Source organism: Exiguobacterium sp. s102 (assembly GCF_018618635.1).
Taxonomy (GTDB): domain Bacteria; phylum Bacillota; class Bacilli; order Exiguobacteriales; family Exiguobacteriaceae; genus Exiguobacterium_A; species Exiguobacterium_A oxidotolerans.
Genome location: NZ_JACSML010000001.1, coordinates 534130 through 557041, shown reverse-complemented (window position 1 = coordinate 557041; position 22912 = coordinate 534130). Strand labels below are relative to the sequence as shown.

Below are 22912 nucleotides of genomic sequence, written 5' to 3'. Positions count from 1 at the left end.
AGTTTACTATTGTCTTGACAATAAGTTTGGCATATTTTTAGTCGAGTGACAAGACGAAAGGATCCGGTTCATTTATGATTTATTTAGATTACGCGGCAACGACACCGATGTACCCTGGTGCAATTGAACAGTATCGATTGGCGGCTGAACAAGCTTACGGCAACAGTTCTTCACTTCATGACATAGGAAATCGAGCAGCACAAATTCTCGAACGAGCACGTACACAGCTCTTAGCTCTACTCGGTCAAACTGATGGAAATATCGTTTTTACCGGTAGTGGCTCGGAAGCGAGTTACATTGCGATACAGCACCTCCTTCGTCAAAGTCAAAAGACAACTGTCTTGACACTTGCTTGCGAACACGATTCCGTTCTCCTGCCACTGGAGCGGCTCGCCTCAAATACGATTCTCTTACCACTTCTTCCAAATGGTTCATTTGACTGGACGTACTTCAAGACCGTCTGCACGGATGAAGTCGGTGTTGTCTCGATTCAACACGTCAACTCGGACACAGGCTTCATTTTTCCAGTTGAAGAAATCGCTCAATTTTGTCAGGCGAGAGGCATCTTATTTCACTGTGACGGTGTGCAAGGATTTCTCAAACACCCCCTCTCAATCGACTCGTTTGATGCCTATACATGCAGCAGTCATAAAGTCTACGGACCAAAAGGACTTGGTGCCGTCTATTTACGCCGTCCGCTCTTTAGCCCTTACTACGCTGCCCACCACGAGCTTGGAATTCGCCCCGGAACGGTCGACATCCCGGGAATCGTCGCTTTCCTGACTGCTTGTGAGCACTATCAATCTGAAAATCCTCGCTTCCAAGCCGCAAGTCAGAAATTTCGTGGTATGCTACAAAAAAGACTTCCTCATGCGAGTTATCACATCGTCGAATCTCCACATCAACTGGCATCGATTTGTGCCATTCATACGAAACGGATGGATGGACAATTCGTTTTACTTGCCCTGAACCGGGCTGGAATCGCTGTTTCAGCCGGAAGCGCTTGCCGGGCAGGCGAAAATGGACCGAATTCTACGCTTCGTGCCATCCAGTATGATGAAACGGCAGCACACGGCCTGATTCGTCTTAGTTTTGGACTTCATACGACAAAAGAGGAAGTCGAGCGGTGTATCGATTTCTTATGTACACTTGATATATGATTTTTTTGAAGAAGGGCAGGAGTGGCAATGGGAAGAAGACAATCTGGAGAAGAACGTCGAAACTTACTCCTACAGATTATCGAGGATAGTGATCATCCGATCACCGGTACGGCACTTGCGAAACAGGCGGGTGTAAGCCGACAAGTCATCGTTCAGGATTTATCGTTATTAAAAGCCAAAGGTCATCCAGTCGTAGCTACGGCTCGCGGGTATTTACTCAACGAACTAGAAAACGATTCTTCACGAAAACGGCGAAAAATCGTCTGCCGTCATGGATACGATCAACTTAAAGAAGAATGTGACGCCATCGTCGACGAAGGCGTCACCGTTCTTGACGTCATCGTCGAACATCCGGTCTACGGTTTCATCACGGGCGAGTTGATGCTGAAAAGTCGGCGTGATGTCCGTGTTTTAATAGAACGCCTTGAAGAAACACAGGCGACCCCATTATCGAGTCTGACAGATGGTGTCCACATCCATACGTTAGAAGCTGACAGTGATGAGGCGCTTGAAGCAGCAATTGAAAAGTTAGATCATCTCGGCATCCTAGTTTCCGAGTTGGACGTCTAACCAAAATGCATGCACCTGACCGTCATGAACGAAAAAAGTATGTACAGAAAACGCCGATGGCTCCGCATAAAAGCGGGAACATCGGCGTTTCTTACGCACAGGGCAGAATCGTCTTTCATTACGTTTGATTTTTAAGCGATGATTGCATATGCCTCTTCGACTTTTAGACTGTAGACAAACTCTTATGAAACGTAAAAATGTGATATCGAGAAGCAACAGTTCGCGCCTCGCCCGAGGAAAGCAACGAAAAAAGACACTTTTATTTTCAGATATCACTTTGTCTACACGCTGAAAGAAGGGATTGCACATCCATGATAGATGGCAATCCCTTCTTTTTTTTATCATCGGCTTTTAATCAACGTGTTGTGTTCAGACCTCTTCCAAGTCGATCAAGATCGTTCTTCGACCGTTTCAGCAACTTCAGACGCGAATGTTGCTAATATTTTTCGGACACGGCGGTTTTCAACATGAAGTACCGTGAACGTGACACGCTCATATGTCATCGTTGTACCAACTTCAGGAATTTGACCGACACGTTCCATAATCCAGCCGCCCAGCGACTGGGCTTCTGTTTCCGGCATCGTCAACTCGAATTGGTCACAAAAATCTTCAATATCATACTCTGCGAGACATTCGAAACGGTTTACACCAATCTGTTTCGTATATTCAAGTGATTCATCATGCTCATCCCAAATTTCACCGACTAATTCTTCTAAAATATCTTCAAGCGTAATTAATCCGGCCGTTCCACCAAACTCGTCAAGTACGACAGCCATATGTGACTGTTTCACTTTCAGTTCAGGTAACAAATCCATCAAATGGGTTTGCGGGACGACGAAGGATACCGGTCGAATCCACTCACGGATGTCGACGGTTCCATTTTTGACGAACTCGCGTAAGAAATCACGTTCGGATAGAACACCGATGATATGGTCAATCGAGTCCTTATAAACCGGCAGACGGGAAAAACCGCCTTTTTGTACCTCACGTAAAATTTCTTCGAAGCTGTCATCGATATCAATCGCTTGAATATCTGTTCGTGGTGTCAACGCTTCTTCGACAGTAATGTTCTTAAAATCGACGGCACGGTGGACAAGCTCAGCCCCTGCTTCATCCATGACGCCTTCTTCTTCGCTAATGTCTACGAGTGCACGAAGTTCTTGTTCCGTTACGAGCGGTCCTTTCGGATCAGCACCAATCAGGACGAGTGCAACGTGGCGCAACTTTAAGAATAAGAAGACTCCCGGTTTGAAGAGACTCAGGCACATGCGCAGTGGACGACTAATCCAGAGGACGTACTTTTCAGCATGTTCCCGTGCGTAAGATTTCGGAATCAATTCACCGAATAACAAAATCAGTAAGAACGTTCCGAAAATGATGCCGACGCGTGGTAACGGCTCCGGTGACATCGTCATCGCAAGCCATCCCCCAATCATCGCAACACCGAGGTTCGAAATCGTATTGCCAATCAAAATTGCGGTCAGCGTTTCTTCATAGCGTTGGAACAAGCGCAGTGCTTGTGAGGCACGACGGTCGCCTTCTTCTGATTGATGCAAAATCCGTAAGCGGTTTGCGCTAGATAAAGCAGTTTCAGAAGAAGAGAAGAACGCTGAGATGACCAATAACACGAGCAGCCAGATAAACGGAATCGCGGGAAGTGGGTCCACGATGATTTCACACTCCATTTCCTAAATGAATGATTTACGTGATCTTTAGAACGAAGACTCGATGAATTCGAATTCGAAGTCACGGATCCGAACGACGTCCCCATCAATCGCACCTAACTTACGGAGCTCATCATCGACGCCCATTTGACGTAATGTCCGAGCGAATCGTTTAATCGACTCTTCCCGCATGAAGTTCGTCATCGTGAAGAGTTTCTCGATCCGTGGTCCTTGGATAACGAAGCAATCATCTTCATCTTTCGAAATCGTAAAGCCAGCTTCTGGTGCTTCGTAACCATAGACAACACGTGGTGTCGCTGCTTTTTCTTCAAGCTCTTCAAGACCAAATTCTGGTGTCGCATCGACGAGATCGGCGATCCGGAACAAGAGGTCACGCAATCCTTGACGCGTCGCTGCAGAAATTGCAAAGACTTCGAGGTCCGGGAAAGCTTCTTTGAACGCTTCGAGGTTCGCTTCTGCATCCGGCATATCCATCTTGTTTGCGACGACGACTTGCGGACGATCCGTCAGACGTAAGTTGTAGTCTGCCAGTTCTTTGTTGATGATGTTGTAATCCTCAACCGGGTCGCGCCCTTCCATTCCACTCATGTCGATGACGTGGACGATGACTTTCGTCCGCTCGACGTGACGGAGGAATTGGTGACCGAGTCCGACACCTTCACTTGCTCCTTCGATGAGTCCCGGTAAGTCGGCCATGATGAAGCTACGGCTGTCTTCCGTTTCAACGACACCGATGTTCGGTGTGATTGTCGTGAAGTGATATGCTCCAATTTTCGGACGTGCTGCTGAGACGATTGATAACATCGTTGATTTCCCGACACTCGGGAATCCGACAAGTCCAACATCAGCGAGCATCTTGAGTTCAAGTTTCAAGTACTTCTCTTCGCCCGGCTCCCCGTTTTCCGCATGTTCCGGAGCTGGGTTCGCAGGTGTCGCGAAACGCGAGTTTCCGCGTCCACCACGTCCACCTTTAGCGACGACGGCTTGTTGCCCGTGATGAACGAGATCGGCAATGACTGCATCCGTATCATCATCGTAGACGACCGTGCCTGGTGGTACTTTAACGACGAGGTGCTCCGACTTACGTCCGTGCATCCCCTTCGACATTCCATTTTCACCTTGAACGGCTTTAAAGTGACGTTTGTAACGGAAGTCCATTAACGTACGAAGTCCTTCATCCACTTCAAGAACGACGTGAGCACCGTGCCCACCATCTCCTCCGGCTGGACCACCGTCTGGAACATATTTTTCGCGACGGAACGCAACTTGCCCGCGTCCACCATCTCCTGCTTTTACATAAATATTTACCTGATCGACGAACATGTCAGATCCCTCCTATTACTTCTCTTCCCCTACAGGAAGACTTTCAATTTCGATCACACACTCATTGGCTGTCTGTGACTCGATTTCCATCGGCGTCACTAGATTCTTAAGGCGCGACATATCTAGTAGATCCCGATAGACCTCGATGGTCACGCCCTCATGGAAGGTCACGGATACTTCTCCATCTCCCACTTCAATCATATCAATCGCAGCCTCGATGATTTTCGCTAGCCGTACGTCATCAATCTGCTTCGGTTTCTCGATCACATCATATTCGACAGTCAAGCCTGTCCAATCCGCTCTTTGAAGTGTGAGCGCTGTTTTCGGTAGTTCAATCAACGTCAGGCGTCCTTCTCGTGACGCTTGCTCGCGATAGACTGAACAAATCGATTCAACCGCCGCCTCGTCACCCATCGCGCTATACGAACGAACGAGTTGTAATCGATTCAACCATTCGTGACGAAGTGTCTTTAAAAGATCAAGTACCTGCTCATCCTTCATCGGTCGTTCCCTCCTAAAAAAAACAGACCCTAACCCCCGAAAGTGGCTAGAGTCTGCTTCATCGATCACTTATGCTGGGTAAACGCTGACTTGTTTTTTGTCGCGTCCAAGACGTTCGAAACGAACGACACCAGTTGCAGTTGCGAAAAGTGTATCATCGCCACCACGTCCGACGTTCATACCTGGGTGAATCTTCGTACCGCGTTGGCGGTAGAGGATTGAACCAGCAGAAACAGTTTGACCGTCTGCACGTTTCGCCCCAAGGCGTTTCGATTGCGAGTCACGACCGTTCTTTGTCGAACCTACCCCTTTTTTCGATGCGAAGAACTGAAGATTAAGTTTCAACATGTGGAATCCACCTCCTATATTTGTTCAAGTTGGATATACTCACCGTAACTTTCAGCGATGGTTCCGAGTTGGACCAATGTCGCTTCCAGTAACAATTGGGTGCGTTCACTGACATCCGGTGCTAAGTCAGCGTACGGCTCTACATAAAAGTAGCCACCCTCTTGTTGTTCTGCCATTTCAAGGAGCAGGACCTGCCCGAGTAGTGACTCGATTGCATTGTATGCTCCGAAAATCACGCTTGAAGTGCCGGCACAGACTAAATCTAGACCAGGCTCAGCAAACTCGGCATGTCCTGTCACTTCGATGGAACGGATCAAATCCGCTTCATCTCGTCGAATCTTAACACGTATCATGGCTTACGCTTCGATTTTCTCGATGCGGACCTTCGTGTAAGGTTGACGGTGACCTTGCTTACGACGGTAGTTCTTTTTAGCTTTCATTTTGAAGACTGTGATCTTTTTCGCGCGAGCGTGTTTGATGACCGTTGCTACGACCTTCGCACCTTCTACGAGTGGAGCGCCGACTTTAACATCGTCACCACCAAGGATCAAGACTTCGCCGAATTCTACTGTGCTGTCGACGTCTGCGTTTAATTTCTCAACGTAGATCTCTTGGCCAGCTTCGACTTTAACTTGTTTACCACCAGTTTTAATAATTGCGTACATTACGTGCACCTCCTCTTAGGAACTCAGACTCGCCATCACGGGCAGCGGATGCTTTAAAACCCGGTCTGTGCGGTTGTAGTCATTTGGTGCTTCCAAACGAACTAACGTTATTCAGAATACCAAATGAAGTTGACTATTGTCAATAACGTTCTTATTGTTTTTGCTGACGACCGATAAATTCTTCACATTCCTGCTTCGTTCCCGTAAATAAGATACCGGTTTCGCCTTCGACAATCAACAGCTCGACCGGTGCATCTTGTAGCAACAACGGACTTAATCCGCCAGTCGGCACGCGGACGACTGCTGCTTCCGCATAGGTCGCAATTTCAATCAACTTCGGTTCGAGTTGTCGGTGAATCGCAATCCGTGACGGCTTCCCTTGTACGATGGAACGCTCGAGTAACGATTTTCCATGCCGTTGCCGCGTCAATTCGCAAAGGCCCATCTTCGTAAAGCCGTAGACTTCGATTTGCTTCGTTTCTTGGGCGGCGCGTTCCTTTAGCAATTGCGTCACACGCGTCTGCCCTTTACTTGAGCCCCGCAGGAAATCGACGGCAATCATGCCACTGATGTTGCGCAGGCGTAATTGCCGCATGATTTCACCGGCTGCCGCTTCATTGATTTGGTCAAACGTCCGTTTTTGCTCTTTGACGGAAATCATCTTTCCACTATTGACGTCAATCACTGTCATCGTCTCGACTTCTTCAATCAATAAATAGGCGCCTCCATCGAGCCAAACGACTTTTTCGAGCGCTTTCTCGATGACGCGGTCGACATGCTCCATCTCCGGGAGCCGTCCTTTCAATACAGGACGATCGACGCGTAATCCGAGTTGCTCCAATCGTTCTTTTTCCATTCGATTCGATACACAGGCTTCTTCGATGAACGGGAGCCGTTTCGCTTCCTGGACAATCAATGATTCATCCTGTTCTAAGTTATCCTGCTTTAGCATTTGTTCGTGACGGGCACGTAACTGGAACAGTTCTTTCTCAAGTACACCGACTTCTGCTTGCGATGCTTCCGTCCGGTACAAGATGCCTTCCATCTCACTTGTTTGAATCAGCTCCGCTAATTGTTGCTGCGTGACGAGATCGAGTTTCCGGCTGAAGCGGACACGCCGACCATACGGGAAATAGACGAGATAGCGTCCGCCATAGGTGATGTTTTGCGTCACTTTATGCTGTTTCGGTGCCGTGCCTTCCTTGACGACCTGAACGAGAACGGTCTGACCGACTTGGACAGCCTGACCGATTGTCGGGACATCCGGGTAACGGCGTAACGTTTCCAGTGTTTCGTTAATCGGTAAGTAAAGCGGTGTTCCATCGGTCGCAATCAAAAAGGCAGCCTCAAGCGTCGGATGCAGCCGATCGACTTTCGCGTAGAGCAGCGTACCGACACGAATCTCATCTCGCATCCGCTCATGGTACTCGACGACCCGTCCGCCTTCAACTAACGCAACACGCTCAAGCGACGGGGTTTGTTCACTAATCCATTTCATACGAATTCCTCCAAAAAAAATAGACCAGAAGCAACATAGCTCTTCTCGTCTATTTTCCCTAACTTATTTCATACCAAGCATTTTTTTCAATTTCACGAAGAACCCTTTTTGCGGTTGTTCGTTTAAGTCGAGTAATGGAACTGACTCTCCTAGAATCCGCCGCGTGATGTTCCGGTAACCGAGTCCGGCCCGATTATCCGGATTCATCGTCACCGGGACGCCACGGTGCGAGGCCGCGATGACTTCTTCGTCGTCGACGATCAAGCCGAGCAGGTCGATCGACAAGATACGCATGATTTCATCGATGTCGAGCATGTCCCCTGATGCCATCATGTGTGAACGGACACGGTTGATGACGAGACGCGGGACGATTTCACGCTCCGACCGTTCGAGCATGCCGATGATTCGGTCTGCATCCTGAACAGCGGCTTTTTCCGGTGTCGTGACGATGACGGCTTCATCCGCTCCCGCAATCGCGTTCATGAATCCTTGCTCGATTCCAGCAGGGCAATCGATTAAAACGAACTCATATTCAAGTTTCAACGTGTCAATGATCGCTTTCACCTGTTCCGGCGTGACGGACGATTTGTCCTTAGACTGGGCAGCAGGCAACAGATACATCTCTTCAAAACGTTTATCACGCACGAGTGCTTGGTGCAACTTACATTGCCCCGTCACGACGTCGACGATGTTATAGATACTCCGATTATCGAGACCAAGTACGATATCGAGATTACGTAATCCAATATCCGTATCGACGAGACAAACAGAATGGCCCATCAATGCGAGCGCAGTTCCGATGTTCGCAGTCGTCGTCGTTTTCCCGACGCCACCTTTACCAGACGTGACGACAATCGCCCGCCCGACGTTCGTTTTGGCATCTCTATGTACCTGTTCTTTCACTTGTTCCATGTCTGTCACCCTCTTTCACTATCGATCGCAAACTGATCCATCCGCGCAAGCGGAACGGTTTGGAGTCGAGAAAATTCAATTCCCGCTTCCCCTATAAACGCACAACCCATTTCTAAGGCCGGTACCGGTGCATCATCCGGTTCATCATGGACGATGTCGGAAATCGAAATCCACTTCGGTTGTAGCATACTTGCAGCGACGACTGCTTCATCATTGCCACCTTTACCGGCGTGAACCGTTCCTCTTAATGCTCCGAGACAATAGATACTTCCAGTCGCATGTACGACAGCACCAGGGTTGATGTCACCGATGACGACGATGGACCCTTCAATATCAAGGACATGACCGCTCCTAGCAGTTCCACCAAAATAGTGGAAGGTCCGTTCCCCGTATAATGCTTTTGCTTCATCTTTCGTCAGGCACTCACTGTCATACCCGTTAAATGAAAAGGAATCATGTCGTCCGACAATCGATTCGACCGCTGTCACGACACCTTCGTCGACGTAACGTCGCCCAAAGAAGAACGTAATCGGTACGGCGCGTCCGTTCTCGACGGATTTATCGGCAAGCGTCAATTCTAAGTCGTCAAGAAATTCATCCACACTGCACCGTTCGTTTACATAAACGGCAAGGCCACCACGATGACCTTTCATCGTTACATAACGCTTACGTTCAATCATGACTCATCCTCTTTTCTCGTCAAGTGTGGATTGCACGAGTCGGGTCATCGGATAATACAGAATGATAATCCCGATCAGCTGTGCAATGAGACTCTTCGGAATGATTTGTGTCGCCAGTTCTTTAAACGGAACATCGACACCTAAGACCGAAGCCGTAAAGAAATAAATATCAAATTCGAATAATAAGGCACTGAACGTAAAGGTGACGATAATCGTCAATACGTTCTCCTTTACATATTTTAGCACGAAGCTACTAAAAAGCGGAATGGCAGATAACGCAAATAAGTAAATACCGATGATATCGGAATAGACGAAGTCATATAACAGACCGAATACTAAGCCGAAACCAAGTGCCTGTTCGATTTTGCCGTAGCGTCCGAGAAACATCAAGGCAATCAAAGTCAGGTGGACCGCATACGGTGACCCGTCACCGAGCGGACCTGCAAAAATCGTTCCTTCCAAGATAAAAAGAAGGAACACGGCGAAAAACAACTTGACGTTATTCACTAGTGTCCCCTCCCTTATCGGTCTCAGCGAAAGGTTCCTCCGCCTCTCGTTCAATCACGAAGACGTGACCAAACTGTTCGAAGTCTGCTGCCGGTTTGACGTATGCGATTTTCGAAGCACCGTATTTATCCGACTTCACTTCCTCGATTTTGCCGATGACAACACCGCTTGGATATTTTCCTCCGAGACCGGATGTCGCGACAATCTGCCCTTTTTTTAACTTCGCGTCATTCGGAATTTTCGTGAATTTCAACAAGTTTGTTTCCTCATCGAACCCTTCAATCGTTCCGAAGACCCCTTTTCCTTTTGTATCGTCCGCAACAGCTGAGACATTGTTCGTACGACTCGTGTCAGATAACAACTGAACGAGCGAAGTGTAGGCACTCGTCTGAATGACACGTCCAATCAATCCATCTGCCGTCACGACGGCCATATTGGACTTGACCCCTTTTTGTTCGCCGATGTTCACGGTCACGAAACGTTGCCACTCGGACGGTGTGCGACCAATCATTTCAGCTGGAAGTAACGTATATTCGCGAATCGAGCCACCCAGGTCGAGCATATCTTTTAACTCTTTATTCTCACGTTCTAAATCACGAACTTTGACGGAATTTTCCGCATAGTCATTTAAACGTGATTTTAAATACTCATTTTCCTTATACACGTCACGCACTTCTGTAATCGAAGTGACCGTATCATCAATCCAGCCAATCGGTGTCGCGAAAAGACGTTGACCGACCCCGACGGTATCACGGACAAAACTTTGATACCAGTGGGATTGGTTACGCCCTTGCAACGAAATACCGATCAATATCACCAAAAGGAGAAAACTAAGGAGTGTGATGAGCAGTTTTCGATTATTTAAAAATCGCTTCATCGCTCATCCCGTCCTTATCTTTTTTGTGAGATGCCTGATTTCGAACGAAGGACATTCATCATCTCAAGTGATTTTCCTGTACCGATTGCGACACAATCGAGTGCGTTTTCAGCAACAAGCGTCAAGATGCGTGTTTCGTCTTCGATGACAGAATCAAGGTTTTTAAGGAGCGCACCGCCGCCTGTCAAGACGATTCCGCGGTCCATGACATCAGCCGAAAGTTCCGGCGGTGTCTGCTCAAGCGTGTGCTTGACACCTGCTAAAATCGCATCGACCGTATCGGATAACGCGTCGCAAATTTCTGCACTCGTTACTTCGATTTGTTTCGGAAGACCTGTGACGAGGTCGCGACCACGAATTTCCATCGTTTCGTTTTCTGACTCTTCGTCGATTCGTGCATAACCGATCGTCATCTTGAGTGTCTCGGCTGTCCGTTCACCGATCATCAAGTTATATTTCGATTTGATGTAACGAATGATTGACTCATCCATTTCATCTCCACCGACACGAATTGATTGACTCGTTACGATGCCGCCAAGCGAGATGACTGCGACTTCCGTCGTTCCGCCACCAATATCGACGACCATCGATCCTGTTGGTTCAGATACCGGGAGTCCAGCTCCGATTGCCGCTGCGAATGGTTCTTCAATCGTATAGGCTTCACGCGCGCCGGCAAGTTTTGCTGCATCTTCAACGGCACGTTTTTCGACTGATGTGATGCCGCTTGGCACACAAATCATGACGTTCGTCTTCGAAGAGAACAATCCTTTTTTCTTCGACGCTTGATCCATGAAGTACTTGATCATCGTCGCAGTTGTTTCATAATCAGCGATTACGCCATCTTTCATCGGCCGTCGTGCCGTCACGTTGCCCGGTGTCCGTCCAATCATGTTTTTCGCTGCGTTCCCGACTGCTTCAATCTTACCTGTATCGGTACGGAAAGCGACAACAGAAGGTTCGCGTACAACGATTCCTTGCCCCTTTACATAAACGAGCGTGTTTGCCGTACCTAAGTCAATGCCGATTTCACGGCTAAATGATCCAAACATTATTCAAAAAACCCCTCTCTGAAAATACAACTCCACTAATTATAACGGAAAAGCACTCTTAGAAAAGCGCTAAAACGTTACAGCTTGTTTACAGTTCACCTATTTTTCAAAACATAAAAACGCCTGAGGTCAGGAAGTCCACTTCCCCCTCAGACGTTATTCTTACATAAATCCGCGTTGTTTCATACTAATAAATTGTCCGTGACCGATGACGAGGTGATCGATACAACTGATTCCAATCAATCTGCCCGCCTCGACCATCCGTTCCGACACCTCGATATCTTCCCGGCTTGGCGTCGGATCGCCAGACGGATGATTATGGACAGCGATGAAGCTGGCCGCCGAACAGCGGATGGCTTCCCGAAATATGTCGCGCGGGTGAACAATCGACGTATTGAGACCGCCGATAAACAGCGTCTTTTTGGAAATGACTTCGTTTTTCGTGTTCAAATACAGACAGATGAAATGTTCCTGTTGATACAGGCGCATCTCTTCTAACAACAGCTCCGCTGCATCCTCCGGTGAACGAACGACCGGTCGGACCCACTTCGGTTCTGTGACGAGCCGGCGGCCGAGCTCGAGTCCCGCCATGATTTGGAGCGCCTTCGCCTTGCCGACGCCGGGTGACTTCTCCAGTCCTCCGACTCCCGCTGCCTCAAGCTCAATCAACGAGGGATGACGATCAAGTAATTCTTCCGCGATTTCAAGCGGCGATTGATTTCTCGTTCCACTTCGGACGAGACATGCTAGCAATTCGACTGTCGTCGCACGGGTCAGCCCTTTTAGTTGAATCATATCCTTCGGCAATTCAATCACTGCATCCGACCTCTCTTTAATAGGCGTTACGCAAATTCCGGCTTGATTCCGAATGCTTCGAGTCGTTTCGCAATCGGATGAATCGGTAATCCGACGACATTATAATAATCGCCTGAAATCGCTTCGACGAATAATCCTCCGACCGCCTGGATGCCGTATCCACCGGCTTTATCATACGGCTCATCCGTCTCCGTGTAGCGCATAATCCAGTCCTGCGACAATTTGGCAAAACGGACTTCTGTCGTCACGGTAAATGTTTCGACATGATCATTCATCACAATCGTCACGCCCGTCAAGACATGGTGGGTCCGACCAGATAATTGAAGCAACATCTGCTTTGCGGCTAAGCGATTGAGCGGTTTTTCCAAAATCAAACCGTCAATCGACACGACGGTATCTGCCGCCAGAATGATTTCATCCGCCTTAGCTACAGCACGTGCTTTTTTGTCGGATAAGTAGGCGACGTATTCGGCAGGCGCCATCGGATAGGGCGCTTCTTCGACGACGTCAGCAGGACGAACCTCATGCTGTATCCCGATTTGGTCCAAAAGCTGTGTCCGGCGCGGAGACGCCGAAGCAAGAATCAAGGGTGGTTGCGTTACCATTAGTATCACGCTCTTTCTGATAGATTTCGAACTAGCTTAATTCACTCAACGGGTAGTATAACGAAAAACAAGTGCCTCTCCCGTGAAGGGAAGCACTTGTTTCCAAACTAATTTCCTGTGACATCAACAAAGGGATCTGATTTCGGGGTCGTCTCCTTGAGTGGTGTCTTCTTATCTGGAACGAGTTGTGTTAGATCAGGTCGATAATACGTCTCGATTTCAATCGTAAACGCCATCATCTCATCGTCAAGAAGAATCGTCTCACTTCCGGCACCCGGTTCATCCGGCCCCGTCAATTGAATCTGACGCAAGATCGTAATCCGATCCGTCCGTTCGATTTGTTTAAGGAATGCCATCAGTTCGAGATAGGATGGTGCTTCGACGGATAACGATGCCGGAAGCGGTGTCGCGGCCGTCGTCGCGACGGGTGCTTCTGCTCCATCCGCATCGATGTCAGACTCTGTCGCCATCGCTCCGTCGACGACCGGTGTCGACTCGACAACCGGAGCAGGTGCAACATCCGTTTGGCTGAACGTAATCGACTGGACTTTGACTCCTGCGATTTGACTCGAGGCATTGATGGCGTCGATGACGTCATCATTCGCCGGGAGGACAGGCACTTTTTTCTGTAAGAAGCTTGATTCGGCGACATCGACTTTTTGCTCATTCGCTTTTGCGATTTCGAGGGCCATCTGTTCCCGGTCAAGCGTCGCTTCCGTTTCATTCAATTCTTCGTACGTCGTATAGGTCGTATAACCGAAATAGGCGACTCCTCCAATTACGAGCAGGAGCGTCAATCCGAGGAGAAGGTAACTACTATAACGCTTCAATTATCCTCCACCTCCTCAATCTCGGTCGAGACGACTTCGCCTGTTCCGTCTTCCGGTGTCACTTCACCGTCTGGCGTTGCCGACTCCGTCTCGCCATCTTCTTTTGGTACATCCGGATTCGCTTCATTCGTTTCACCTTTGACGACCTCCGCCGGTAAGACTGACAACGTGAATTGACCGATGTAACGCGGTTCTTCCGTTTTTTCATCAGCCGATGGTGTAATCGTCGTCGTCGGAATTTCTTCCCCTGTTGCCGGGTCGATCGTCGTCGACGTGACGACATCTGCCTCTTCGTTCATCGTCTTCGTTGTGATACCTGTCAATGAAACTCCTGTAAAGACGTCATCCGTCAAGAGTTGACGATAAAAACCATTCAACTCTTCCAGTGTTTCGAATTGTGCATTCATCGTCACGAGATGATCGGCACCATAGGCGAACTGTAAGATGTAGCCGCGTTCCGGTAAGTAGCGGGTAATCCGTTCAAGCGTCGGGACTGCCGGGCGCGGCGTCTCCTCTAATCCGTCGACGGTCTGCTTCAATTGGGCAATTTCTTGTTTTGCTGATTGTGCCGATTCCGCTTGAAGGGCACGAACGATTTGCACTTGATTGTTTGCCGTCTCGATTCGGTCCGCGAACTGGTCCGTTTGCCAGAACAAGTAGCCGCCAATCATTCCGCCAAATAACAACAGGACGAGCGACGCGACGAGCGGAAACTTCGGCATGACGTCGTTCTCTGGTAACAGATTGATTCGAGTTTTTTGTGGAATCGCGAGTCCGATCAGCGGTAAATACGCACGCGGAATCGGTTGTGGCGCGACTTCGAGCTGCTCCGGAAGCTGTTCGAGTCGGAGATCAAAATTCGCTTCGAACCGTTTGACGAGCTCCTCCTGGAACGGGAAGTCTCCCGCTAGAATGACACGGCTGATTTCCCGTTGGTCGCGTGCGAGCGAAAACCGGTAGAAATCGAGCACACGTGAAAATTCGAGCAGCATTTCGTCAAGCGTCATCTCGACTTGTGCGTCATCTAAGCGATACCGGTAATGGAGACGATCCTCCATCACTTCAACTTCCCAGACGTTCGAACTGAACGTATCGACGGAACGGATTAAGCGCGGCACTTTGTCTTCGATGATGATCAGTTGATGATTCGTCGCATTGACGTTCCAAATCAAGACGCTGCTACTGTCTTCGACTTCATAGAGCGACTCGATTCCGAAAAACGTAGCGAGCGGTTGCGGTTCAGCTGCGACAAGCCGCAGGTGCTTTTGCTTAAACAATTGCATGTATTGTTGAATCGCTTCGTTCGGTGCCGCATACAGCATGATTTCTCGTTTGCCGTCTTCTTCGAGCAGTGTGTAATCGAAGTACGGTTCTTCAAACGGCAGGACGATACTGTGACCAAGCTCCATGAACAAGTACCCGCGGATTTGATTCGTCTCGACCGACTCCGGAATTTCAAGTTTTCGGGCAAGGACGAGTGAACCATCGAGGGCAAGGACAGCTTGCGAACCTCGCGGAACCTTCAATTTCGTCAACAGGCTGTCAAAAATCAAATCAAGTGACGCTTCCGGTTGCAACCATCCACCTTGGAGTGTCCCGGCAGGCAGGGACGCAACAGCGCGTCGTTTGATGACACCGTTCTTGACGACGGCGCCGAAGACGGCGACATCCGTGAAGTTGAAATAAATATATGTACCTCTACGCCTAGCTTGCGCCATATGTAGGTTCGTCCTTTCTCATAGGAACAGATCGAGGTATAACGTCACCCAATCGTCCGCGAAATAATAAGTGAGTAATGTCCCGATCGCAATCGACGGGACGAAGGGAATCGGTTGCTTGCGTTCGACGCGCTTCAATCCGAGCAATGTCAGCCCAATGACGGAACCGACAAGTGCCGAGACGAATAAGGCAATCACGACGTCGAGTGGTCCGAGAAAAATACCGAGTAAACCAAACAGTTTGACGTCCCCTGCGCCCATCCCTTGACGTGATGCGAGAAAAATTGCAAACAATAAACTAAAACCGACGATTCCGCCAATAATTGGATTATACCAGTTCTCGTATGGAGAAAGGTAGCGAACTATCAGACTAATCGGTAAAAAGAAGAGTAATATTTTATTCGGGACGAGCATGTAAGCAAGATCCGACATGACGAGGATGAATAACAGGCTCGTCAGGACAAGTGTCAACACGAATTGCATCGACCATCCGAATTGATAGAACGCATAGGCGTAAAGTACGCCACCAAGCAGTTCCAGCGCCGGATACTTCGCGGAGATCGGCAGTTGGCAGACACGGCATTTTCCGCGTAAAGCGAGATAGCCGATGACCGGTGTCAGTTCGAGCGCACCGAGGACGTGACCACAATTCGGGCAATGCGAGCGCGGTCGCACAATCGATTCCCCCACCGGAATCCGGAGTCCGACGACATTTGTAAACGACGTGATCAACATGCCAATAATGAAAAAATAGACTGTAAAAACGATTGTCATGTTAGGCTCCTTTCTTAAAAAACTTCAGAAAAAAACCCCCGAGTTGGGGGTAGCATCAATATTAACTAAACTTAGTTGACCACGATTGCTGAGCGTTTCAATTCACCCGGTGTTTTATTAGTAAAGTAAGCGTTCGCTGATTTTTCACTTAGTAGCGTAACAGAGTAAGTGTATTTACCTTTTGTCTCAGTAACTACTACATAAGAAGATTTATAATCATTGTCAGAGTTTAATGGATCTTTCATATCATCAATATATTTACCAAGTGAATCTTCTCTAGGAGCTCCAGTACCAGTCGTAACTGCATCCTTAGTTGTGATAGGGTTCCCACCATCATTTATCCCTAATTTAACCTTTTCACCAGGTTGAATTGGATTTGAAGATGTATACAACTTCGCTGCCGCTACTAATTGTTTCGCATCGGATACAACTGCATCCTTACGTGAGTTTTCAATCAATCCGCCAATCGCTACTACCGCGATTGCGGCAATAATTCCGAGGATAACGACAACGACGAGTAACTCGATCAACGTCAAGCCCCGCTCATCGCGCATTTGTTTTGCATCTAACCAAATTTCTTTGAACCGTTCTAACATTTTAGTATTCCTCCCTAGTGCTTTTTTCTGAGTTCGATGTATAGGTAATACTATCCATATGAATACTATTATAGTAGCACCATAATTTTAGTTAATTATGTCTTTTTTAGACAACAGGTAAATGATTTCGCAGTTGTTATTCGCCCTGGATATCCGAATAGATTTTGAACATCGGGACGACGACGGCGATGACGATGACACCAACGATTGCGGCGAGGACGACAATCAACAGCGGCTCGATGATTGACTTCAAGCGATCCGTCGTTGTTTCAACTTCCGTCTCATAAAAGTCTGCGACCTCTGTCAGCATGGAGTCCAGGCGCCCGGACTCCTCCCCGATGGCAATCATCTGTGTCACGAGAGGTGGGAAATATTTGTTTTTTTCTAATGGTTCGTGCATCGGAATCCCGCGCGACATCGCTTCATTCGCACCGGCGATTCCTTTACGGATGATTCGGTTCGTGACGATTCGCTCCGTAATGTCGAGCGAAGCAAGAATCGGGACCGATGCATTCAGTAATACAGCGAGTCCCCGCGTCATCAAAGCAATCTGTGACTTTTGAATCAATGGTCCGAAGACCGGCAACATTAACAGTAAGCTGTCGAAGATGACCCGTTGCCGCTCATTTTTTAAATTAAAATACAGCAGACCGAGCAATCCGAAGGCGACAAGCAACAAGACCCACCAGTAAGCGACAAAAAAGTCCGATACGGCAACAACAAGTTTCGTAATTAATGGAAGTTCGCTTCCGAGTTGATCGAAAATCGACGCGAACGTCGGGACGACGTTCAACATCAGGAAGACGACGACACCAATCGCGACGATTGAAACGACGGCCGGATAAATCAATGCCGAAATGACTTTCCGTTTAATCTCGTACTGTTTTTGAAGCTGGGTGACGATGTTATCGAGGGCTTCTTCTAAATTCCCGCTCGCCTCACCCGCCATCGCCATACTGACGAAGAATGTATCAAAGACGCGCGGATGTTTCTCAATCGCTTGCGAAAATTGAATCCCGCTCCGTAAATCATCTTCGACTTCGACGAGTGCCCGCTCGAGCGGCTTCGATTCTGTCTGTTTCCGTAAAATTTCGGTCGCTTTAACGATTGAGACACCGGACCGGACGAGCGTCGCAAATTGACGTGCGTACATGACTAAATGTTCGATTTTCGGTTTTGCCGTTAAGAATGTGATCTCGGTATTTAAGCCTTTTGATTCTTGTTTCTCAAGTGACGTGACGGCGATTTGTTCTGTCCGGAGACGTTCTGCCGCCTCCCGTTTCGTTAATGCTGTAATCTTACCTTTTTTCCGTTTACCGGCCATCGTCCGACCTTCATACATGAATACTGCCATCTGCTCACCCCGATATGTAAGGTGTCGCGGCTGATGCTGGGATCAGTCCCCGACTAACTAAGTCTTGTAAGGCCATTTGCATCGTCTGCATCCCATACTGTTTTCCGGTCTGCAAAACGGATTGAATCTGATATTCCTTACCTGTGCGAATCAAGTTTGAGACGGCTGGTGTCTCGACCATGATTTCAAGCGCCGCGACCCTGCCTGTACCATCGGACCGGGGCATCAAGCGTTGCGAGACGACACCCGCCAGGACATTTGCAAGTTGGGCGCGAATTTGATCCTGTTGCTCCGATGGAAAAACATCGATGATCCGACTGACTGTCGAGGCAGCGGTCGACGTATGGACGGTCGCGAAGACGAGATGTCCCGTCTCTGCAGCTGTGACTGCCGTCGAAATCGTCTCTAAGTCGCGCATCTCACCAAGCAAAATCACATCCGGATCCTGACGGAGTGCAGAACGTAAGCCACTCGCGAATCGCGGGGCATCAATGCCGATTTCACGTTGGTCAATCAAACTTTTATGATGACTATGTAAGTATTCAATCGGATCCTCGAGCGTAATGATGCGTTTATACATCGTCTGATTGATTTCGTTGATCATCGCAGCGAGCGTCGTCGACTTCCCTGACCCGGTCGGTCCCGTGACGAGAATCAAGCCATGCGGTTTCGTTAAAAACCGTTTGAGGACAGGAGGTAACGCCAATTGTTCGAGTGTCGGCACTTCAGTCGGAATCGTTCGAAAAGCCATTGAGAGTGCACCACGTTGATAAAAACAATTGACGCGGTAACGGGCGACACCCGTCACACCAAAGGAAAAGTCGATGTCACGATCTTGTTTGAGCTGAAGGTACATTTCCTCGGTAATCAGCGACTGAACGAACCCGTCGATGATGACCGGTTTGAGTTTATCCGTCCCGTAAGCAATCAATGTTCCATTGACGCGAAAGACGGGGGGAGATCCTGCCGTCAAATGGACGTCAGAAGCCCCTTTTTCTTTTGACGATCTGAGAATGTCTTCGATTTGTGCGCGTTCCATCGTACTCATTCTGATATCACCGTCCGTAAGATTTCTTCCGTCGTCGTAATTCCTTGGGCGACTTTTGTCAGTCCATCCGCTAACAGGAACCGTTGACCTTGCGACTTGACGTACATCGTGATTTCGCTTTCCGTCGATTGGTTCATAATCATCCGTCGCAATACTTCATCGATCATGACGACTTCCTGGATCGCGAGTCGCCCCCGGTACCCCGTCATGTTACAAGACGAACAGCCGCGTCCACGCATGACGGTCGTCGCTTCGATCCCTTCTTGCGCAAACAACTCTTGTTCGCGTTTTGAAAGGGGTTGGACTTCCCCGCAATCACGACAGACGCGACGGACGAGACGCTGCGCAATCAATCCGGTAACCGACGCCGCGACAAGGAATGGTTCAACTCCCATGTCAATCAGACGGGTGATCGAACTGATGGCCGAGTTCGTGTGCAACGTCGACAGGACAAGGTGTCCCGTCAATGAGGCACGAATCGAAATTTCCGCCGTTTCAATATCGCGGATCTCTCCGACCATGACGACGTTCGGATCTTGTCGCAGAATCGAGCGTAACCCACTCGCGAACGTCAAGCCGATCTTACTGTTCACTTGAACTTGATTGATGCCGTCGACTTGGTACTCGACCGGATCTTCGACCGTAATGATGTTACGGCTCTCATCATTCAATTCGTTTAGAGCCGCATACAATGTCGAGGACTTACCAGACCCTGTCGGTCCAGTAATCAAGATGATGCCGTTCGGTCGTTTCAGCATCTCCCGGAACTGGGATTCATTGCGTTCACTAAATCCGATTTTCGAAATCGAGATATTCGAGTTCGAGCTGTCGAGAATCCGGATGACGACTTTCTCACCATAGACCGTCGGAAGCGTCGAGACACGGAAATCGTAGGCGAGACCATTATAGATGTACTTGATCCGTCCGTCTTGCGGCAAGCGTGATTCCGTAATGTCAAGCTCACTCATGACCTTGATCCGGGTCGTCAAGATGTTCTGAATTTGTTTCGGGTAGTTGTTCTCCGTCCGCAACTCCCCGTCAATCCGAATCCGAATCGATAAGGAGGCTTCCTGCGGATCCATGTGGACGTCGGATGCCCGTTGCGAAATCCCATTCTCGAGAATTTGATTAACGAGACGAATGATTGGCGCATCTTCTCGTGTCACGACATCCCGCGTCGCATCAGACTCCATCATTTCATCGGATTCGAGTAACTCCCGGAGTGATGAATCGATATCGTAATACTTTAAAATCGTCCGTCGGATTTCATCGCGTGTCGCGATGCCGACTTCAATCATCAACCCCGTCTGAAGCCGCAGGTCATCAATCGCAATCAAATCGAGCGGATCCGCCATCGCAATGAATAAACGGTTGCCTTCCCGGTAGACCGGGACGAGCGTATGGCGCTGAGCAAGATCTTTTGAAATCAGCTTCGTGACTGCCACGTCGACCGGATAGTTATACAGTTGAATGATTGGTATCTTCAATTGATGATGGAGCGCTTCGAGTAGTTGTTGCTCCGTCAAATGCCCTAATCGTAAGAGCGCATCCCCTAATTTTTCAGTCGCCCGTTTGACCGTCAAGGCTTCTTCAATCTGAGTTTCCGTGACGAGACTTTCTTCAAGCAGCATCTCGCCGAGACGTTTCCGTTTCATTGCCATTTAGTTCGTCACCCTTCCGCGTGCCATGTTTCTTCTTCATCAAGTACTGTCGGTCGCTGTTGTTGTTTTTCGTCAATCGTACTCGTGATCGCTGTAACGATTAGGAGTGTGACGATATATCCCGCAATGACAAACGGATTCGCCATCCAATCGAATTTGACGAGCATGTAAAGTGCTAACACTAGTACAAGTGCCATCACCGAGAGAATAACTTTCGCACGTGACGTCACGATGAATGGGATTTGAACCGCAAACATCAAGCCACAAATAATCGTCGCCAGACCAATAATGATTCCGAGCTCAATTGCTAAATCTGTCCAGTTCATAGGATCCCTCATTTTCTATTGATTTTTAGCCAACTGCTGGTTCCGCTGGATCACTTTCGGCGGGAGAAGCTGGATCGCCTTCTGTCGGAGCATCTGGTGTATCCGGTGACGTCGGTGTATCGGGAGTTGCCGGTGCGTCTGGACTTGTCACATCTGACTCTGGGTCCGTTTGATCCGTCGTATCGGACTCAGCATCGGTTTGATCCGTCGTCCCGTCCTGTGGATCTTCAGCAGGTGGTGTGACGACCGGCGCTTGCTCCGCTTGACTGCTCTTCGTGATGATTGCCGGTGTCGCGGCATAAAAATCAAGTGCGACCAGCATTTTCTCTTCGCCTTTGTTCGACTTGATGATGCGGTACAGTTCAATCGATGTCCCTTCCGACCCGGACTGTGTATCACTTGTCGTTCCAGCAGATAGTGTCGCTGAATAGCGGGTGATCGTCCGGTACGGAATTGATTTTTCACCTTCAAGCACTGCTGTGACCGTTTCTTTGAACGGCATTCCCCGTAGTTCAAGCGTCACGTCACTACCATTTTTCGTTGCGACAAGCTGGTAGTTCACTGCTTGTGTGTTCCGTACGGCAAAATCTGTTTTTTCATCAATTCGGACATCGTAGCCGAGTGTGATTCCCTCAGGCAATTGATCATGCGGCATCCGCTCGACGATTTCAAACGGTGTTTTTGCGAAGAGTTCATATAGTTTACTGCCGATATATGAAGCCGCCACACCGTCCATTCCGTATGTCTTCGTATTCATCAACTGTCCGGCTTTTAAATCGACTTGCGTCATCGCCTCAACCATCTGTTCTTCGGCGACTGAACGTGTTGTAAAGGACACCGAGGAAACGACTTCTTCCGTTGATGGAGATGTTGTCGAGACAGCCGGATCATAGTTGCCCTCTTCGAGTTGTTGTCCCATGTTCGTCAGCCATGCTTTAAATGCCGTCGTTTGTTCCGGCGTGTATACGACCGGTTGCGTCGAGAGGAATGCTTCAACGCCCGGTTCGTCAAGCGTGATGTCCAAGTCGCCTCCCTTTTTTAAAGCAGCTGCTTCGACGGCCTCATCCACTTTAAACGTCACGAGCGTCGTCGGAACAGGAACAAGTTCTTCTCCCGTCCCAATCGTCAATGGCGTTTTGTTCGACCAGGTCGTGATGGCTTTTTGAACTTTCGGTTTTGCTTCTTCCCGTGTCATACCACTAACCGGAACAGAGGCAATCCGCGCACTTTCAGAAAACTTTTCACTGACGCTTGCTTGTCCCGTAAACGAAATCAGCGCAAACGAAGGAACATAGATCAAGGCAATCAAGAGGACTAAAAGAAGCGTATGTACTGCAAAACGTTTAGGATTTATCATCATCTGTTTCCTTTCCTTATGAAATAACCATTTCAGGTGTCTAGTATTTCCA

Annotated in this window: 25 protein-coding genes and 1 other annotated feature; of the genes, 2 read left to right on the top strand and 23 right to left on the bottom strand. The window is 48.7% G+C overall.

Features of this window, described 5'->3' with window-relative positions; all coding sequences use genetic code 11:
* The first annotated feature begins 74 nt into the window (after positions 1-74).
* Both KNQ02_RS02655 and KNQ02_RS02650 read left to right on the top strand, forming a co-directional pair.
* Complete coding sequence (locus tag KNQ02_RS02655; RefSeq protein WP_214807266.1) at positions 75-1160, top strand: cysteine desulfurase family protein; 1086 nt, start codon at positions 75-77, stop codon at positions 1158-1160.
* Between the two features lie 27 nt (positions 1161-1187).
* The gene (locus KNQ02_RS02650) at positions 1188-1730 is read left to right on the top strand and encodes a transcription repressor NadR (RefSeq protein ID WP_088837529.1); all 543 of its coding nucleotides are present in this window, start codon (positions 1188-1190) and stop codon (positions 1728-1730) included.
* Between the two features lie 389 nt (positions 1731-2119).
* Here KNQ02_RS02650 and KNQ02_RS02645 read toward each other — a convergent pair whose 3' ends face one another.
* The 23 genes from KNQ02_RS02645 to KNQ02_RS02535 all read right to left on the bottom strand — a co-directional run bounded on the left by KNQ02_RS02645 (position 2120) and on the right by KNQ02_RS02535 (position 22863).
* Complete coding sequence (locus tag KNQ02_RS02645; protein WP_088837530.1) at positions 2120-3397, bottom strand: hemolysin family protein; 1278 nt, start codon at positions 3395-3397, stop codon at positions 2120-2122.
* A gap of 45 nt (positions 3398-3442) precedes the next feature.
* Complete coding sequence (obgE, locus tag KNQ02_RS02640; RefSeq protein WP_029331046.1) at positions 3443-4738, bottom strand: GTPase ObgE; 1296 nt, start codon at positions 4736-4738, stop codon at positions 3443-3445.
* A 15-nt stretch (positions 4739-4753) separates the two neighbouring features.
* Positions 4754-5239 carry a Spo0B domain-containing protein gene (locus KNQ02_RS02635; RefSeq protein WP_029331047.1) on the bottom strand — a complete coding sequence of 162 codons (486 nt, stop codon included), beginning with the start codon at positions 5237-5239 and terminating at the stop codon, positions 4754-4756.
* Between the two features lie 69 nt (positions 5240-5308).
* Entirely contained in the window at positions 5309-5587 is a 279-nt protein-coding gene (gene rpmA, locus KNQ02_RS02630) for a 50S ribosomal protein L27 (protein ID WP_012370976.1), read from the bottom strand.
* Positions 5588-5601: 14 nt separating this feature from the next.
* On the bottom strand, positions 5602-5940 hold the full coding sequence (locus tag KNQ02_RS02625; protein ID WP_029331048.1) for a ribosomal-processing cysteine protease Prp: 339 nt from the start codon (positions 5938-5940) through the stop codon (positions 5602-5604).
* A 3-nt stretch (positions 5941-5943) separates the two neighbouring features.
* Entirely contained in the window at positions 5944-6252 is a 309-nt protein-coding gene (gene rplU, locus KNQ02_RS02620; RefSeq protein WP_012370978.1) for a 50S ribosomal protein L21, read from the bottom strand.
* Positions 6253-6267: 15 nt separating this feature from the next.
* Positions 6268-6337 (bottom strand) — a sequence feature (ribosomal protein L21 leader region).
* 66 nt (positions 6338-6403) lie between these two features.
* The gene (locus tag KNQ02_RS02615) at positions 6404-7750 is read right to left on the bottom strand and encodes a ribonuclease E/G (protein WP_214807265.1); all 1347 of its coding nucleotides are present in this window, start codon (positions 7748-7750) and stop codon (positions 6404-6406) included.
* Between the two features lie 63 nt (positions 7751-7813).
* On the bottom strand, positions 7814-8662 hold the full coding sequence (gene minD, locus KNQ02_RS02610) for a septum site-determining protein MinD (protein ID WP_051667297.1): 849 nt from the start codon (positions 8660-8662) through the stop codon (positions 7814-7816).
* Positions 8663-8667: 5 nt separating this feature from the next.
* Positions 8668-9342 carry a septum site-determining protein MinC gene (locus KNQ02_RS02605; RefSeq protein ID WP_159173494.1) on the bottom strand — a complete coding sequence of 225 codons (675 nt, stop codon included), beginning with the start codon at positions 9340-9342 and terminating at the stop codon, positions 8668-8670.
* A gap of 3 nt (positions 9343-9345) precedes the next feature.
* Positions 9346-9849: a rod shape-determining protein MreD gene (gene mreD, locus KNQ02_RS02600; RefSeq protein WP_088837533.1), complete on the bottom strand. Its 504-nt coding sequence runs from the start codon at positions 9847-9849 to the stop codon at positions 9346-9348.
* Entirely contained in the window at positions 9842-10726 is an 885-nt protein-coding gene (mreC, locus tag KNQ02_RS02595) for a rod shape-determining protein MreC (protein ID WP_214807264.1), read from the bottom strand. Before mreC ends, mreD begins: the two co-directional genes overlap by 8 nt.
* Positions 10727-10740: 14 nt before the next feature.
* On the bottom strand, positions 10741-11775 hold the full coding sequence (locus KNQ02_RS02590; RefSeq protein WP_029331054.1) for a rod shape-determining protein: 1035 nt from the start codon (positions 11773-11775) through the stop codon (positions 10741-10743).
* 162 nt (positions 11776-11937) lie between these two features.
* Entirely contained in the window at positions 11938-12570 is a 633-nt protein-coding gene (gene radC, locus KNQ02_RS02585; protein WP_204251439.1) for a RadC family protein, read from the bottom strand.
* Positions 12571-12617: 47 nt separating this feature from the next.
* The gene (locus KNQ02_RS02580) at positions 12618-13196 is read right to left on the bottom strand and encodes a Maf family protein (RefSeq protein WP_088837536.1); all 579 of its coding nucleotides are present in this window, start codon (positions 13194-13196) and stop codon (positions 12618-12620) included.
* Positions 13197-13303: 107 nt separating this feature from the next.
* Complete coding sequence (locus KNQ02_RS02575; RefSeq protein ID WP_214766489.1) at positions 13304-14026, bottom strand: hypothetical protein; 723 nt, start codon at positions 14024-14026, stop codon at positions 13304-13306.
* Positions 14023-15744, bottom strand: coding sequence for a type IV pilus biogenesis protein PilM (locus KNQ02_RS02570; RefSeq protein WP_214807262.1), 1722 nt, complete (start codon positions 15742-15744; stop codon positions 14023-14025). Before KNQ02_RS02570 ends, KNQ02_RS02575 begins: the two co-directional genes overlap by 4 nt.
* Before the next feature lie 18 nt (positions 15745-15762).
* On the bottom strand, positions 15763-16518 hold the full coding sequence (locus tag KNQ02_RS02565; RefSeq protein ID WP_088837539.1) for a prepilin peptidase: 756 nt from the start codon (positions 16516-16518) through the stop codon (positions 15763-15765).
* A 71-nt stretch (positions 16519-16589) separates the two neighbouring features.
* Positions 16590-17114, bottom strand: a complete 525-nt coding sequence (locus KNQ02_RS02560; protein WP_214807260.1) for a type II secretion system protein — start codon at positions 17112-17114, stop codon at positions 16590-16592.
* Between the two features lie 136 nt (positions 17115-17250).
* Positions 17251-18468 (bottom strand): type II secretion system F family protein, encoded by a 1218-nt coding sequence (locus KNQ02_RS02555; protein ID WP_088837541.1) that lies wholly within the window; start codon positions 18466-18468, stop codon positions 17251-17253.
* A 4-nt stretch (positions 18469-18472) separates the two neighbouring features.
* A complete protein-coding gene (locus tag KNQ02_RS02550; RefSeq protein ID WP_088837542.1) occupies positions 18473-19516 on the bottom strand; it encodes a type IV pilus twitching motility protein PilT in 1044 nt (347 codons plus the stop codon).
* Positions 19513-21177, bottom strand: coding sequence for a GspE/PulE family protein (locus tag KNQ02_RS02545; RefSeq protein ID WP_088837543.1), 1665 nt, complete (start codon positions 21175-21177; stop codon positions 19513-19515). The genes KNQ02_RS02550 and KNQ02_RS02545 overlap by 4 nt, the downstream gene beginning before the upstream one ends.
* 8 nt (positions 21178-21185) lie before the next feature.
* Positions 21186-21503 carry a hypothetical protein gene (locus KNQ02_RS02540; protein WP_088837544.1) on the bottom strand — a complete coding sequence of 106 codons (318 nt, stop codon included), beginning with the start codon at positions 21501-21503 and terminating at the stop codon, positions 21186-21188.
* A gap of 25 nt (positions 21504-21528) precedes the next feature.
* Complete coding sequence (locus KNQ02_RS02535) at positions 21529-22863, bottom strand: VanW family protein (RefSeq protein WP_239456736.1); 1335 nt, start codon at positions 22861-22863, stop codon at positions 21529-21531.
* Positions 22864-22912 lie beyond the last annotated feature (49 nt).